The organism is Pseudomonas sp. MYb60 (assembly GCF_002979555.1).
GTDB lineage: Bacteria > Pseudomonadota > Gammaproteobacteria > Pseudomonadales > Pseudomonadaceae > Aquipseudomonas.
In genome coordinates, this window is the sequence record NZ_PCOZ01000004.1 from 291,407 (window position 1) to 307,455 (window position 16,049).

Below are 16,049 nucleotides of genomic sequence, written 5' to 3' on the forward strand. Positions count from 1 at the left end.
CTATATATAGTGGCAACAAGGTGAGGTCAAGCGCAGCATTCTGCGCGACCTGCCGTTATTGCCCGGAAAAAAGACTGGGTTCGGTCTGGACCAAAGCAAAGCGCGGGACTTGCTCGCCGTCAACCTCGACGGTCTCCACGAACATGCTCAAGGGACGCACCCAAAAGCCGTAATCGCCATACAGTGCTTGGTAGAACACCACTTGTTCTTCGGTCTCGGAATGCCGCGCCACACTGAAAACACGGTACTGCGGACCTTTATAATGTTGATAGAGCCCTGGTTCCACTTGCATGCTCTGGGCCTCCTGGAAAATTTGTTAAAAAAAAATTACGAAACCGCCAAAAAACAAAAACCGGGGCACTGGGCCCCGGCTTCCGTCAACCCAACGCTTATACGCGTTCGAAGACGGTGGAGATGCCTTGGCCGAGACCAATGCACATGGTGGCTACCCCGAGGTTGCCGCCATTTTGCTTCATCACATTAAGCAAAGTGCCAGAAATCCGCGCACCGGAGCAACCGAATGGGTGGCCCAGGGCGATCGCGCCGCCGTGCAGGTTAACCTTCTCATTCATCTTGTCGAGTACTTTCAGATCTTTCAGCACCGGCAAGGCCTGTGCAGCGAAAGCTTCGTTGAGCTCGAAGAAGTCGATATCAGAGATGGAAAGGCCCGCGCGCTTCAAGGCTTTTTGTGTAGCCGGTACTGGACCATAGCCCATGATCGCCGGGTCCACACCCGCCACGGCCATCGAACGGATCACGGCCAACGGTTGAATGCCCAGGTCCTGGGCACGCTGGGCCGACATCACGATCATGCACGAAGCACCGTCAGTGATTTGCGACGACGTGCCGGCTGTCACGGTGCCGCCCTTTGGATTGAATGCCGGCTTCAACGCCGCCAGGCTTTCCAGGGTGGTATCCGGACGGATGGTCTCGTCGTAGTCGAACAGTTTGAGGAAACCATTCTCGTCGTAACCGTTCATCGGGATGATCTCATCCTTGAACTTGCCTTCCACAGTCGCCTTGTGGGCGAGCTGGTGGGAACGCAAGCCGAACGCGTCCTGGGCTTCACGGGTGATGCCGTGCATTTTGCCGAGCATCTCCGCGGTCAGGCCCATCATGCCCGAGGCTTTTGCCGCATACAGCGACATGTGCGGGTTCGGGTCGACACCGTGCATCATGCTGACGTGGCCCATGTGCTCCACGCCACCGACCACGAACACATCACCGTTGCCGGTCATGATCGCCTGGGCAGCGGTGTGCAGCGCGCTCATCGACGAACCGCACAAGCGGCTCACGGTCTGGCCAGCAGCCGTGTGCGGGATCTGGGTCATCAGCGACGCCATGCGCGCGATGTTCCAGCCCTGCTCCAACGTCTGGTTGACGCAGCCCCAGATCACGTCCTCGACTTCGTTCGGGTCGACCTTGGTGTTGCGTTCCAGCAGTTTGCTGATCAGGTGCGCCGACATGTCTTCGGCACGGGTATTGCGGTGCATGCCGCCCTTGGAGCGGCCCATCGGGGTGCGACCGAAGTCAACAATCACGACGTCTCTTGGATTCAAGCTCATAAATATTCTCGCTCAAGTGTCTGGGGCGCTTAACCGAAGAAGCTCTGGCCGTTCTTGGCCATTTCACGCAGCTTCGCGGTCGGGTGGTACAGCGGGCCCAGATCAGCGTATTTGTCAGCCAGGGCAACGAACTCAGCCACACCGATCGAGTCGATGTAACGCAGCGCACCGCCACGGAATGGAGGGAAACCAATCCCGTACACCAGGCCCATATCGGCTTCGGCGGCGGTTTCGACGATGCCGTCTTCCAGGCAACGTACAGTTTCCAGGCACAGGGCGATCATCATCCAGTTGACGATGTCTTCGTCCGACACTTCACGCTGCTCGTAGATGACCGGCGCCAGCACTTCGTGCACCGAAGGGTCGGCCACTTTCTTCTGCTTGCCCTTCTTGTCGGCCTCGTAGGCGTAGAAACCCTTGCCGTTCTTCTGGCCCAGGCGCTTGGCCTCGTAGAGGGCGTCCACCGCCGAGCGGCGATCGTCCTTCATGCGGTCCGGGAAGCCTTCAGCCATGACGTCGCGACCGTGGTGGCCGGTGTCGATGCCGACCACGTCCATCAGGTACGCCGGGCCCATGGGCCAGCCGAATTTCTCCATGACCTTGTCGATGCGCACGAAGTCCACGCCGGCGCTGACCAACTTGGCGAAACCGCCGAAGTACGGGAACAGCACGCGGTTGACCAGGAAGCCCGGGCAGTCGTTGACCACGATCGGGTTCTTGCCCATTTTCTTGGCGTAGGCAACGGTGGTGGCAACGGCCAGCTCGCTGGACTTTTCACCACGGATCACTTCCACCAACGGCATCATGTGCACCGGGTTGAAGAAGTGCATGCCGACGAAGTTTTCCGGACGCTTGAGGGCCTTGGCCAGCAGCGAGATGGAAATGGTCGAGGTGTTGGACGCCAGAATGGTGTCTTCCTTCACCTTGTCTTCAACTTCAGCCAGCACTGCCTGCTTGACCTTAGGGTTCTCGACAACCGCTTCGACCACCAGGTCGACATGGCCGAAATCGCCATAGGACAGCGTAGGACGAATGCCATTGAGCACTTCAGCCATCTTCGCTGCGGTCATGCGACCTTTGTCCACGCGGCCAACCAGCAACTTGGCGGCTTCTGCCAGGCCTTGCTCGATACCGTGCTCGTTGATGTCCTTCATCAGGATCGGCGTGCCTTTGGACGCCGACTGATAGGCGATACCGCCGCCCATGATACCGGCGCCGAGTACGGCCGCCTGTTTCACGTCCTTGGCGATCTCGTCGTAGGCCTTGGCCTTTTTCTTCAGTTCCTGATCGTTCAGGAACAGGCCGATCAGGCTTTGGGCTGCGGAGGTTTTCGCCAGTTTGACGAAGCCTGCCGCTTCCACTTCCAGGGCTTTGTCGCGACCGAAGTTCGCGGCCTTCTGGATGGTCTTGATCGCCTCGACCGGCGCCGGATAGTTCGGGCCGGCCTGGCCAGCCACGAAACCTTTGGCGGTTTCGAACGACATCATTTGTTCGATGGCGTTGAGCTTGAGTTTTTCCAGCTTCGGCTGACGCTTGGCCTTGTAGTCAAATTCGCCGCTGATGGCGCCCTTGATCAGGTTCAGTGCAGCTTCGGCCAGTTTGTCCGGGGCAACCACAGCATCGACTGCACCGACTTTCAGTGCGTCTTCGGCTTTGTTTTCCTTGCCGGCGGCAATCCACTCGATGGCGTTGTCGGCACCGATCAGGCGCGGCAGGCGTACGGTGCCGCCGAAACCTGGGTAGATGCCCAGCTTGACTTCAGGCAGGCCGATTTTCGCGGTTGCGGACATGACGCGGAAGTCTGCCGCCAGGCACATTTCCAGGCCGCCGCCCAACGCGATGCCATTGATGGCGGCAACGGTCGGTACGTTGAGGTCTTCGAAATCGCTGAAAATCTTGTTGGCTTCGAGGTTGCCAGCCACCAGCTCGGCATCGGGCAGCTTGAAGTTGTCGACGAATTCGGTGATGTCGGCGCCGACGATAAACACGTCTTTGCCGCTGGAAACGATCACGCCCTTGATCGAAGCATCTGCTTTGATGGTGTCTACCGCCTGACGCAATTCATTCAGGGTTAGACGGTTGAACTTGTTGACGGACTCACCCTTGAGATCGAACTTCAGTTCGACGATGCCACTTTCAAGAGCCTTAACCGTGATGGCTTTACCTTCGTAAATCATCAACTGATCTCCACGATATGGAAGCTGAACAGTACACATTGGACGCTGGCCTACTGGTTTGGACATTGGTGATTTGCTCAATGTTCACGCCAATCCGCCAGGCACACCCGCCAATGCGATAGTCGGGATTCTGTATGAGCGGTCTGACAGACAAACGCTCAATTCATACGCCCGTTTGATTTGGGTACGCCACCTTCATCCAATTCCGGGCAATTGTCAATCGCTCGAAAGGCTAGGGAAAACGCGACTTTCCAGTCAGTTCAGAACTTTGCGCCCACACTCGCGCCTCGCCAATATTCAGGTATTCACGAGATCAATAATGCAAAAGTTGTGGGAAACGGCTGTACAGAACGGCTTATGCGACTAGGCTTGCCGCAACCAGAGATTTACCGGCCTGCCTGGCCAACTCCAGCCCGATGATGATGTCGGGCTTTTTAATGCCTGGCTTTTCTGCAGGACCGAGTTCAGGCGAGTGCCTTGAGTAACGTGTCGATATCCTTCAACACGCTTGCCTCGCCCTTCTCACCCCAATACAAGGCGATCATCTGCTTGTCGGCCTCGACCTTGTAGACGTTGTCCGGCAGCGTTGCAAAATATGGCAACAACTTCTCGTCCACGCACACCTCGCGCCACTGATTGACCCACACCCCCGGCTCCATCTGCCAATAGCTCCAGAGCGCCGGCGTGCTGCCGCGCCGTGGCCGGCAGTACTGCGCACACGGGCTAGGCGGCTCGTGCTTGAGCCAGTGCGGCCACTCCTGCGGGGCCAATTGCATGGCCAGGCCGATGCGGCGCGCCTCCATGCGCAGGGCCATGCGCCCGCTCTGGTGACGGGACGGACGCAGCCACGCCAGAGGGCTCAGAACCACCACAAGGATTGACACCACTATCCAGACCGTCATATGTGTACTCCCGAATTTCTGGATGAGCGGATTTGACCTGACGCAAGCCGATCCGCTTGAAAACAGCCATACTTAACTTATTGCAGTCCCCCTGGAGGAACGCCTCATGCCCTACCAACATATTCTGGTCGCTGTCGATCTCACCGAAGAGTGCGATCCAGTGATCAAGCGCGCACAGGAATCTGCAATTGCCAATGGTGCCAAACTGTCTCTCGTGCACATCGTAGAGCCCATGGCCATGGCCTTCGGTGGCGACGTGCCGATGGACCTTTCCCAGTTACAGCAACAGCAATTCGACCAGGCCAAAGAGCGCCTCGACCGCCTGATCCTCAAATACCCGCATCTGCAAAAAGATGACTGCCACCTGACATACGGCCAACCGCGCCAGGAGATCCACCATCTTGCCAAGGAAAAGGCTTGCGACCTGATCGTGGTCGGCAGCCATGGCCGACATGGCCTCGCGCTGCTGCTGGGCTCTACTGCCAACGACGTACTGCACGGCGCGCCGTGCGATGTGTTGGCGGTCAAACTGGTAAAAAGCTCGTAAGACCGCTGTAGGTTCAATGTGGGAAGGGGCTTGCCCCCTCCCACATTGTGAATCGCATTTCATATAAAAAAGCCCGACGCTCAATCAAACGAGCGCCGGGCTTTTTATCAGACCGCGATCAATCAGGCATCCAGCTCGGCCCAACGCTCAACCAACACTTCCAGCTCCTGGTTCAACGTTTCCAGGGAAGCGATGACCTTGGCCGTCTCAGCCGCTGGGCGCAGGTAGAAGCCCGCGTCAGCCATGTCCGCTTCAACCGCGGCAATTTGCTGTTCCTTGGCCTCGATATCGCCCGGCAAGGCTTCCAGCTCGCGCTGCAGCTTGTAGCTGAGTTTTTTCTTGGCCGCCGGAGCAGCGTCCTGGGCAGGCGCAGGTGCAGCGGCCACCGGGGCCACCACGGCCGAGTTCAAGTCGGCCTTGCCGGATTTGCTCTCGGTCACGCCCAGCAGGCGCGGCGAGCCGCCCTGACGCAGCCAGTCCTGATAACCACCTACATACTCACGCACCTTGCCCTCACCTTCGAAGACCAGGGTGCTGGTAACCACGTTGTCGAGGAATGCCCGGTCGTGACTGACCATCAGCACGGTGCCGTTGAAGGTCAGCAAGACCTCTTCCAGCAGCTCCAGGGTCTCGACATCGAGGTCGTTGGTCGGTTCGTCGAGTACCAGCAGGTTGGCCGGCTTGCTGAACAGCTTGGCCAGCAGCAGGCGCGCACGCTCACCACCGGACAAGGCTTTGACCGGCGTGCGTGCACGCTGCGGGCTGAACAGGAAGTCGCCGAGGTAGCTGAGCACGTGGCGGCTCTGGCCGTCGATGTCGATAAAGTCGCGGCCTTCGGCAACGTTGTCGATCACGGTTTTTTCCAGGTCCAACTGGTGGCGCAACTGGTCGAAGTACGCGACGTCGATCCGCGTGCCTTCCTCAACCTTGCCGCTGGTCGGCTGCAGGCCGCTGAGCATCAGCTTGAGCAGCGTGGTCTTGCCGGTGCCGTTGGCACCGAGCAGGCCGATACGGTCGCCGCGCTGCAGGACCATGGAGAAGTCCTTAATCAGGAACGGGCCGTCCGGGTGATGGAAGCTGACGTTTTCCAGCACCATCACTTGCTTGCCCGACTTCTCGGCGGTATCCAACTGGATATTCGCCTTGCCGGTACGCTCGCGACGCTCGCTGCGCTCGACGCGCAGGGCTTTCAAGGCACGCACGCGGCCTTCGTTACGGGTGCGACGGGCCTTGATGCCCTGGCGGATCCAGACCTCTTCCTGGGCAAGCTTCTTGTCGAACAGCGCGTTGGCTGTCTCTTCAGCCGCCAGCGTGGCTTCCTTGTGCACCAGGAAGCTGGCGTAGTCGCCGTTCCAGTCGATCAGGCCGCCACGGTCCAGTTCAAGGATGCGCGTGGCCAGGTTTTGCAGGAAGGAACGGTCGTGCGTGATGAACAACACGGCGCCCTGGAATTCCTTGAGGGCTTCTTCCAGCCAGGCGATCGCGCCAATGTCCAGGTGGTTGGTCGGTTCGTCGAGCAGCAGCAGGTCCGGCTCGGACACCAGGGCCTGGGCCAGCAGCACGCGACGACGCCAGCCACCGGACAATTCGGCGAGGGTCTTGTCGGCCGGCAGTTGCAGGCGGCTCAGGGTGCTGTCGACCAGTTGCTGCAAGCGCCAGCCGTCACGGGCTTCGAGGTCCTGCTGAACGTGCATCAGCTTGTTCAGGTCATCTTCGGTGACGCAGTTCTGCGCCAGGTGATGGTATTCGGCGAGCAAGGCGCCAACACCGTCGAGGCCTTCGGCAACCACGTCGAACACTGTCCGTCCGTCGGCCACCGGCAATTCTTGCGGCAATTCGCCGATCTTGAGGCCAGGGGCGCGCCACACGGAGCCGTCATCGGGCTTCTGGTCGCCCTTGACCAGCTTCATCATGCTGGATTTGCCGGTGCCGTTGCGGCCGATGATGCACACCCGCTCACCACGGGCGATCTGCCAGGACACCTTGTCCAACAACGGCATAGCGCCGAAAGCAAGGGACACATCGCTGAATTTGAGCAGGGTCATACGCTTCTCCAAAAACTGGGCGCGCATTCTACCTGAGTTAGGGGTGGGATGCGGCCCGCATTTTCTCTACCGACACGTTCTGTAGGACATTTCTGGATAACCTGAACGAACCGGCCGGCAAAGCTTTCGCCAGCGGCGGGCAAAAGGCTAAGCTAGGGCCCATACAGTGCCGGCGCTGCCGGCACTATTCGTGATTTCTCTACACGGACGTCTCATGCGCAGTCGCCTTTTCAACTTTTTATCTTGTCTGCTTCTTTCCGCCACTGCCGTTCAATCCGCCCAGGCCGTGGACCTCACGACTCAACGCCAGTATTACGATGAAGCCAAACGCGCGCTGGCCAAGGGCGACAGCGGTCCGTATCGGCAATACAGCCAGGCGCTGGCCGACTATCCGCTGACGCCGTACCTGGCCTACGACGAACTGACGGCGCGCCTGAAAACCGCGAGCAACCAGGAAATCGAACAGTTCCTCGCCAAAAACGGCGACCTGCCCCAGGCCAACTGGATGAAACTGCGCTGGCTGCGTTGGCTGGCGGAGCGCGGCGACTGGCAGACGTTTGAAAAGTACTACGACACCAAACTCAATTTCGTCGAGCTGGACTGCCTGCACGGCCAATATCAGCTCAGCCACAACCAAAAGGCTGAAGGCTACAAGACCACCGAAAAACTCTGGATGACCGGCAAATCCCAGCCGGCCGCCTGTGATGCCACGTTCGGCCAATGGGCCGCGGACGGCCAACTGACTGAACAGAAGATCTGGGACCGCGCCAAGCTGGCCGCCGAAGCACGCAACTACGCACTGGCCAACAGTTTGGTGAAAACCCTGCCCACCCTCGGCAACCAAGGCCGGTTGATGGTGGACGTCGCGCAGAAACCCGACATGCTCAGCGATCCGTCGCGCTTCCTGCCGGCCACCGAGGCCATGTCTGACGCCGTCGGCCTGGGCCTGCGCCGCCTGGCACGCCAGGACCCGGAAAAAGCCATGGCATTGCTCGACGGCTACGCCAGCAGCATGCGCTTCTCCCGTGACGAAAAAGTGGCGATAGCCCGCGAAATCGGTCTCACGCTGGCCAAGCGCTATGACCCTCGCGCCCTCGACGTCATGACCCGATACGACCCGGAGCTGCGTGACAACACGGTGTCCGAATGGCGCCTGCGCCTGCTGCTGCGCCTGGCACGCTGGGAAGACGCCTACCAGCTCACCCGCAAACTCCCGCAAGACCTGGCCACCACCAACCGCTGGCGCTATTGGCAGGCCCGCAGCCTGGAACTGGCCGAGCCGAAAAACCCGCAAGCGTTGGTGCTGTACAAGCACCTGGCTCAAGAACGTGATTTCTACGGCTTCCTCGCCGCCGACCGCTCCAAGGTCGCCTACCAGTTGAAAAACAAACCACTGGTGATGAGCCAGGCGCTGGTCAACAAAGTCCGCAACACCCCCGGCGTGCGCCGTGCCCTGGAGTTCTACGCCCGCGGCCAAATCGTCGATGGCCGGCGCGAGTGGTACCACGTCAGCCGTCACTTCAACCGCGACGAAATGGTCGCTCAGGCCAAACTGGCCTATGACATGAAATGGTACTTCCCGGCGATCCGCACCATTGCCCAGGCGCAGTACTGGGACGACCTGGATATCCGTTTCCCGATGGCCCATCGCGACACGCTGGTGCGTGAAGCCAAGGTACGGGGCCTGCATTCCAGCTGGGTGTTTGCCATCACCCGCCAGGAAAGCGCGTTCATGGACGACGCCCGCTCCGGCGTCGGCGCCAGCGGCCTGATGCAACTGATGCCTGGCACCGCCAAGGAAACCGCGCGCAAGTTCAGCATCCCCCTGGCCTCACCGGCCCAAGTGCTGGACCCGGACAAGAACATCCAGCTCGGCGCCGCGTACCTGAGCCAGGTGCACAGCCAGTTCAACGGCAACCGCGTACTCGCCTCCGCCGCCTACAACGCCGGGCCCGGTCGCGTGCGCCAGTGGCTGCGCGGCGCGGACCACCTGAGCTTCGACGTGTGGGTGGAAAGCATTCCGTTCGATGAAACCCGCCAATATGTACAGAACGTGCTGTCTTACTCGGTGATCTACGGCCAGAAGCTCAATTCACCGCAGCCGCTGGTGGATTGGCATGAGCGTTACTTCGACGATCAGTAACACGCCACAACAGTGGGGTGAGCAGGCTTGCTCACCCCACTTCGCCTGAGCACCTGCGGGTCAGTGATGAACCTGTTTATCCCCATCACTGAACTGCAACGCCGCCAACCGCGCGTACAGCGGATTGCTCGCAATCAACTGTTGATGCGTACCCACCGCCACCAGCTTGCCCTGGTCCATCACCGCGATCCGATCCGCGTTCTTCACCGTCGCCAGTCGATGGGCGATCACCAACGTGGTGCGCCCTTGCATCAGTTGCGGCAACGCCTGTTGGATCAGGTGCTCACTCTGGGCATCCAATGCGCTGGTGGCCTCGTCCAGCAACAGGATCGGCGCATCCACCAGCAACGCACGGGCGATGGCCAGACGTTGGCGCTGACCGCCGGAAAGGCCCATGCCGCCCTCGCCCAGATGAGTCTGGTAGCCCTCGGGCATTTGCAGGATGAAGTCATGGGCGTGCGCAATGCGGGCGGCGGCTTCAATTTGCTCCTGGGTGGCCGAGGGGTTGCCGTAGCGAAGGTTGTCCTCGACGCTGCCAAAGAACAGCGCCGGGCTCTGGGACACCAGCGCGAAGTGGCGGCGCAGGTCCATGGGGTCGAGTTCGGTGAGCGGCTGGCCCTCTATCAGAATGCGGCCCTGCTGGGAGTCATAGAAACGCAGCAGCAGGTCGAAGATCGTGGATTTGCCGGCGCCGGACGGGCCAACCAGTGCCAGGGTTTCGCCAGGGTTGATGGTCAGGTCAAGGCCGTCGATGGCGTAGCTGTCGGGCCGTGACGGGTAGGAGAAACGCAAGCCTTGCAGTTCCATGCGGCCGCTGACACGTTCGGGCAAGCGGACGGTCCCACCGGGCGGCGCCTGGATTTCATTGGTCGACTGCAACAATTCACCGATGCGCTCGGCGGCGCCCGCAGCACGCTGCAACTCGCCCAGCACCTCGCTGAGGGTGCCGACCGCGCTGCCGACGATCAGGCTGTAGAACACAAATGCCGCCAGCTCGCCGCCGGAAATCCGCCCGCTGATCACGTCCATGCCACCGACCCAGAGCATCACGCCCACGGCGCCGAGCACCAGCATGATCACCAGCGTGATCAGCCAGGCCCGCTGGGCGATGCGTTTGCGCGCCGTGCTGAAGGCTTCTTCCACCGTCACGGCGAAGCGCTGCTCGTCCTGTACCTGGTGGTTGTAGGCCTGCACGGTCTTGATCTGGCCGAGGGTTTCGGACACATAGCTGCCGACATCGGCGATGCGGTCCTGGCTCAGGCGCGACAGGCTGCGCACCCGGCGACCGAAAATCAGGATCGGCGCCAGCACCAGCGGCAGCGCCACTACCACGATGCTGGTGAGCTTGGGGTTGGTGACAAACAGCAGTACGATGCCACCCAGCACCATCAGCGCATTGCGCAGGAACAGCGACAGCGACGAACCGATCACCGATTGCAGCAGGGTGGTGTCGGTGGTCAGCCGTGACTGGATTTCCGAGCTGCGGTTGTTTTCATAGAACCCGGGATGCAGGTAGATCAGGTGGTTGAACACTTGCCGGCGGATGTCGGCGACCACGCGCTCGCCGATCCATGACACCAGGTAAAACCGCGCAAACGTGCCAATCGCCAACCCGAGCACCAGCAACATGAACAGCCCGATGGACTGGTTGAGCAGGTGCGGCGATTGCGTCATGAAGCCTTGGTCCACCAGCAGGCGAATGCCCTGCCCCATGGACAAGGTGATGCCGGCGGTGACGATCAGCGCCAACAGGGCGCCGAGGGCCTGCCAGCGATAGGGTGCGATAAACCGGCCGGCCAGGCGGATGGCACGACGTTGACGGGTTGAGAACATGGAGGGCATCACCGATGAGGAACCTGTACTCCAACATTGGGGGAACTTGGGTAAATAACAATGAGTCAGGTTAATTATGCCCATTGCCGTGACTGGCTAGAGGCTATCGGTCTAATGCCCGTCTGGAAATCCGCAGCGGTTTCTGGTGGACTGGGTATTCGCACCGCTGACGTTGCAAGCCGTTGTAACAGCTCGGTCACGCGGGGGTTTTAGAGTAGCTGCACAACCTGATGAGGAGACAGGCCATGACCTTGCACACCAGCAACACCGACAAAGTAGAAGTGGTCCGCAAAGAGCATCAGGCTCACTTGGGTTGCTCGATCATCGATGCCCAGGGGCGCGAAGTGCCGATCACCGAAGACATGATCCAGCAAGCGTGCCATGAACTGGAAAAGCGCCTGGTCAAGCCTGACCAGCACGACGCAAGCGCCTGAACTCATTTGAAACCGGCCCGAGTGGCCGGTTTTTTTATGGCCCGCGTTACTGACTCGAAGTCGCGCCCAGGGCCGAAACCATGCTGGACAACACCGCCGACTCCCCGTTGATCCGCACCTTCAACCCATCGATCTCGCGACGTTCCGGATAATGCTTGCGCAGCAGGTCAAACGCCTTGCGCTGTTCTTCCACGGTGCCGACCAGACTGCGGCGAAAATCTGCGTCGTCCCGGCGCGGGTCGTACACGCTGCGGCACAACGTCGCCAGCGCCCAGGCCGGGTCGGTGCTGGCATTGAGGTGCACTTCGGCCAGCCAGGGTGCGGGAAGCAGGTCGCTCAGTTGGAGCGTGGCGTCCAGGCCCAGGTGCGCGCACAGCGCCTGGTAGATCTGCGCCGTCCCGCGCTGCTTGCCATCCAGGCTGTAACCGGCGATGTGGGGCGTGGCCAGCACGCATAGATCGGCCAGGTCGACGTCCACTTCAGGCTCGCCTTCCCACACATCGAGCACGGCTTGCAGGTCGTCGCGCGCCAGCAGTACGTCGCGCAGGGCGGCGTTGTCGACGACCGCACCGCGACTGGCGTTGATCAACCACGCACCCGGCTTGAGCTGGCTGAGGCGCTCACGGTCGAACAGGTGCCACGTGGCGCCATTGCCGGACTTGATCAACGGCGTGTGCAGGCTGATCACATCGCACTGTTCGATGATCTGCGCGAGGCTGACGTAATCGCCGTCCTCGGCGATCTGGCGTGGCGGGTCGCACACCAGCACGTTCCAGCCCAGGCCCTTGAGCACCTTGACCAGGCGCCCACCGACTTCACCGGCGCCCACCACGCCGTAGGTACGCTGGTTGAGGTCCGCGCCTTCGATTTCTGCCAGGGTCTGCAGGCTGCCCAGCACGTAGTCCACTACGCCCCGCGCATTGCAGCCGGGGGCGCTGGACCACTGGATACCGGCCTGCTTGAAGTAATCCAGGTCCAGGTGGTCGGTGCCGATGGTGCAGGTCCCGACAAAGCGCACGTTGCTGCCTTCCAGCAGTGCACGGTTGACGTTGGTGACTGAACGCACCAGCAATACATCGGCCTGCTCGACAGTGGCGCGGTCGATGGAACGACCGGGAACCCGGCGAATCTCGCCGAATCCGGCAAAGAAGGCATCGAGCAGCGGAATATTTTCGTCGGCAACAATCAACATGGCAGGCTCCTTTGGCGGATCCGCAGTGTACAGGGATCACGGCCTGCGCTTACAAATCGCTAACACAGGTTTTTTCCTGACCGATGCGTCAAGGCGTAGAATCCGTCGTCCTTGCGCTTCCCTCTATTGGACACCTGTACGTGAACACTGCCACTGCCGCCCTCACCCGCCCCGCCCGTGTCAGCCGGGAGGTGCGTGACCTGCTGACGCTCGCCTTGCCGATCATGATCGGCCAACTGGCCACCACGGCCATGAGCTTTGTCGACGCGGTCATGGCCGGGCGCGTCAGCCCGCAAGACCTGGCGGCGGTGGGCCTGGGCAATTCGATCTGGATCCCGGTGTACCTGCTGATGTCCGGCACCCTGTTGGCCACCACGCCGAAAGTCGCCCAACGCTTCGGCGCCGGGCACTACAGCGAGATCGGACCGTTGGTGCGCCAATCCCTGTGGCTGGCGGTGGTGGTCGGGATCATGGGTGCGTTGCTGCTGTTGTGCGCCGAGCCGATCCTGCATGCCATGAAGGTCGAAGCCGACCTGATCGCGCCGTCCATGGGCTACCTGCACGGCATCGCGGCCGGCATGCCGGCGATTGCGCTGTACTACGTGCTGCGCTGTTTCAGCGACGGCCTGGGCCGTACACGGCCGAGCATGGTCATGGGCCTGTTCGGCCTGGCGCTGAACATTCCGCTGAACTACATCTTCATTTACGGCCACCTCGGCCTGCCGGCCATGGGCGGCGTCGGCTGCGGCTGGGCCACGGCCCTCTCGATGTGGGCGATGGCGATTGGCCTGGCGGTGTGGACACGCTTCGGCCCGGCGTACCAGAGCAGCGAGCTGTTCAAGCGCTTCGACTGGCCGCAATGGGCGGTGATCAAGCGCGTACTGGGGATTGGCCTGCCGATTGGCATCGCGATCTTCGCCGAATCGAGCATATTTGCCGTGATTGCGCTGTTATTGGGCAGCCTCGGGGCTACCGTAGTGTCCGGCCATCAGATCGCCCTGAACGTCAGCTCGCTGGTGTTCATGATCCCCTATTCCCTGAGCATGGCCGTGACCGTGCGCGTCGGCCAGGCGCTGGGGCGTGGCGAAGCGCGTGAGGCACGCTTCGCTGCCGGGGTCGGCATGGGCACCGCATTGGCCTACGCTTGCCTGTCCTGCAGCCTGATGCTGCTGTTTCGCGAGCAGATTGCGAGCATTTATACCCCGGACCCGATCGTGATCCACCTGGCCTCGACGCTGATCGTGTTTTCAGCGCTGTTCCAGTTTTCCGATTCGATCCAGGTCACCGCCGCCGGCGCATTGCGTGGCTATCAGGACACGCGGGTGACCATGGTGCTGACCTTATTCGCCTATTGGGGCGTAGGCCTGCCGGTGGGCTACGCCCTGGGCCTGACCGATTGGCTGGGCGCGCCGAGCGGCCCCAGCGGCTTGTGGCAAGGGCTGATCGTGGGCCTGAGCTGCGCGGCGGGGATGCTGCTGGTGCGCCTGGCGCGCAGTGCACGCCGCCGCATTCGGGCGGACAAAGCCCACCTGTAGGAGCGAGCTTGCTCGCGAAAAACCCGAGAGCGCCGCGTTAACCCAGGCGCGCTGCACTATCGTTGAGGATTTTCGCGAGCAAGCTCGCTCCTACAGTACATCGAGTGATCAGTCGGCTTTTTTGCGGATCCAGTACAGGTACGTACCGGCCTGTTCCTGCTGGTCCACCAGTTCGTGGTCGAGGAACACGCAGAACTTGGGGATATCGCGGCGGGTGGAAGGGTCGGTGGCGATCACCTTCAGCAAACCGCCCGGCGGCAGGTCACGGATATGCTGGTGCAGCATCATTACGGGTTCAGGGCAGTTGAGGCCGGTGGCGTCCAACGTGCCGTCGACGACGGTCTGGGAAATATTGCTCATTGTTTACTCCTGAAACTAGCGTGCATTGTTGCCCAATTTCAACGCGCTCACCAGCATTCAGGTGGTTTTGCCGGCAGTATCGTAGTGCCACCACCAGGCAATGGATGGAATGGGCAGCGGCTCGGTGTTGGTATCCAGGGGCTCTGATGCCGGCTCGCCTCCCTGCATGCAAATAGCGCCGTCCACACCATTGATGTAGCGAAACCTTGGCGTGATGCGGTGCCATTGCAGCACGCCGCTGATGTAGGCATTCAAGCCCAACAGATACTCACGCATCGCCGGCGATACCTGCCCGAGCATCGCTTCGTGCAGCCGCAGGTACAGACCTTGAACGCGCTCGCGCATCCGCACGCCGATCAGCAGCCCCTCTTGCGCCGGACAGTTGTACTGCCGGCAAATCACTTCAATCAGGTTATGGCCCTTCTTGTTCTGGCGGCGCAAAAGCTCTTTAGGCTGCGAAAAAATGTCGTTATCCCACACAGCTAAAGTGCCAGCCATTTCAGTCAGGGCGACTATCCGTCGATCAGCCAGCTCGCGTTCGGCAAGGTCGAGCTTTGGCACGGCGTAACAAAAGAATGGAAATGTCACGCCACCACCCCCCATCAAGCGCTGAATCGCATAGTCGTTAAGTGACGGTTGTGTTGACACGGCCTTCCACATTTCCGCCATAAAATAAGTACGCATCAACATGCTCAAGCGTGCAGCTTCTTTTTCCAGGCCGTGCTCCTCCAGGCGTAACCGAATATCCCTGAGTGCCATGCCGTAGCGATCAGTGAGGTCCACTGCAACCTCCGTAGACTCCAGGATACGCTGGATACGACTACTGGCCTCGATCAGCAGTCGCGCGTCTTCGCTGGCGGGCCCCTCGTCACAGAGTTCATCGTCATAGCCGAACGTCCACATCATGTAGTTCGTTGCAATCTGCAATAGCGCCTGCGGCCCTTGGGGATAGATCATCCCGCACAGCCGACCGATCCCCATGGCACCGAGACGCGCCCGCTGTACCGGGTCGACAAACAGCCCCCACTGGTCGAGCCAGTCGAGGCAGGGTTGCTCAATCGCATCAGTGGCAGGATGTTGCAGCACCGGCAGCGGGCAGTAGATAGCGGGGATTGAGATCGGCTGCATGGCGGAACCTTGGATTTGGCAACAATAGCTCTAGAAAGCACGAAGCCAACCGTTTACAAAAGGCCCGTTCGCCATAAAGCCGCTGCCAGGTATCGCGAACTTGTCTTTCGCGTGCGGGAAGGCGGCTTGAAATTTCGCCCGCGTGTATCACTATGAAAAAGCGCAGGTGTCCGTCCAGAGCGCAGTCA

13 protein-coding genes are annotated in these 16,049 nt (G+C 60.8%); 4 read left to right on the forward strand and 9 right to left on the reverse strand.

What is annotated here, in order from left to right; translation table 11 throughout:
- Positions 1 to 55: 55 nt before the first annotated feature.
- From CQ041_RS09180 to CQ041_RS09200, 4 genes are all read right to left on the reverse strand, one after another.
- Positions 56 to 292 carry a DUF1653 domain-containing protein gene (locus CQ041_RS09180; protein ID WP_105522467.1) on the reverse strand — a complete coding sequence of 79 codons (237 nt, stop codon included), beginning with the start codon at positions 290 to 292 and terminating at the stop codon, positions 56 to 58.
- Positions 293 to 389: 97 nt separating this feature from the next.
- Positions 390 to 1,565 (reverse strand): acetyl-CoA C-acyltransferase FadA, encoded by a 1,176-nt coding sequence (gene fadA / locus CQ041_RS09185; protein ID WP_105522468.1) that lies wholly within the window; start codon positions 1,563 to 1,565, stop codon positions 390 to 392.
- A 29-nt stretch (positions 1,566 to 1,594) separates the two neighbouring features.
- Positions 1,595 to 3,742, reverse strand: coding sequence for a fatty acid oxidation complex subunit alpha FadB (fadB, locus tag CQ041_RS09190; protein WP_105522469.1), 2,148 nt, complete (start codon positions 3,740 to 3,742; stop codon positions 1,595 to 1,597).
- Positions 3,743 to 4,206: 464 nt separating this feature from the next.
- Entirely contained in the window at positions 4,207 to 4,644 is a 438-nt protein-coding gene (locus tag CQ041_RS09200; protein WP_105522470.1) for a hypothetical protein, read from the reverse strand.
- A gap of 106 nt (positions 4,645 to 4,750) precedes the next feature.
- Here CQ041_RS09200 and CQ041_RS09205 point away from each other — a divergent pair, with 106 nt between their 5' ends.
- Positions 4,751 to 5,191 (forward strand): universal stress protein, encoded by a 441-nt coding sequence (locus CQ041_RS09205; RefSeq protein WP_105522471.1) that lies wholly within the window; start codon positions 4,751 to 4,753, stop codon positions 5,189 to 5,191.
- 122 nt (positions 5,192 to 5,313) lie between these two features.
- Here CQ041_RS09205 and CQ041_RS09210 read toward each other — a convergent pair whose 3' ends face one another.
- Positions 5,314 to 7,236, reverse strand: a complete 1,923-nt coding sequence (locus tag CQ041_RS09210) for an ATP-binding cassette domain-containing protein (protein ID WP_105522472.1) — start codon at positions 7,234 to 7,236, stop codon at positions 5,314 to 5,316.
- 214 nt (positions 7,237 to 7,450) lie between these two features.
- On the opposite strand from CQ041_RS09210, the gene CQ041_RS09215 reads away from it, so the two are divergent.
- Complete coding sequence (locus CQ041_RS09215) at positions 7,451 to 9,379, forward strand: transglycosylase SLT domain-containing protein (protein WP_105522473.1); 1,929 nt, start codon at positions 7,451 to 7,453, stop codon at positions 9,377 to 9,379.
- Between the two features lie 60 nt (positions 9,380 to 9,439).
- On the opposite strand, the gene CQ041_RS09220 is transcribed toward CQ041_RS09215, so the two are convergent.
- On the reverse strand, positions 9,440 to 11,221 hold the full coding sequence (locus CQ041_RS09220) for an ABC transporter transmembrane domain-containing protein (RefSeq protein WP_177429375.1): 1,782 nt from the start codon (positions 11,219 to 11,221) through the stop codon (positions 9,440 to 9,442).
- A 236-nt stretch (positions 11,222 to 11,457) separates the two neighbouring features.
- On the opposite strand from CQ041_RS09220, the gene CQ041_RS09225 reads away from it, so the two are divergent.
- Positions 11,458 to 11,646: a PA1571 family protein gene (locus CQ041_RS09225; protein WP_105522475.1), complete on the forward strand. Its 189-nt coding sequence runs from the start codon at positions 11,458 to 11,460 to the stop codon at positions 11,644 to 11,646.
- Between the two features lie 46 nt (positions 11,647 to 11,692).
- On the opposite strand, the gene pdxB is transcribed toward CQ041_RS09225, so the two are convergent.
- Entirely contained in the window at positions 11,693 to 12,838 is a 1,146-nt protein-coding gene (gene pdxB, locus CQ041_RS09230; RefSeq protein WP_105522476.1) for a 4-phosphoerythronate dehydrogenase PdxB, read from the reverse strand.
- A 140-nt stretch (positions 12,839 to 12,978) separates the two neighbouring features.
- Here pdxB and CQ041_RS09235 point away from each other — a divergent pair, with 140 nt between their 5' ends.
- Positions 12,979 to 14,373: an MATE family efflux transporter gene (locus tag CQ041_RS09235; protein ID WP_105522477.1), complete on the forward strand. Its 1,395-nt coding sequence runs from the start codon at positions 12,979 to 12,981 to the stop codon at positions 14,371 to 14,373.
- Between the two features lie 108 nt (positions 14,374 to 14,481).
- Here CQ041_RS09235 and tusA read toward each other — a convergent pair whose 3' ends face one another.
- The gene (tusA, locus tag CQ041_RS09240) at positions 14,482 to 14,733 is read right to left on the reverse strand and encodes a sulfurtransferase TusA (RefSeq protein WP_105522478.1); all 252 of its coding nucleotides are present in this window, start codon (positions 14,731 to 14,733) and stop codon (positions 14,482 to 14,484) included.
- A 57-nt stretch (positions 14,734 to 14,790) separates the two neighbouring features.
- A complete protein-coding gene (locus CQ041_RS09245; protein ID WP_105522479.1) occupies positions 14,791 to 15,861 on the reverse strand; it encodes a terpene synthase in 1,071 nt (356 codons plus the stop codon).
- Positions 15,862 to 16,049: the final 188 nt, after the last annotated feature.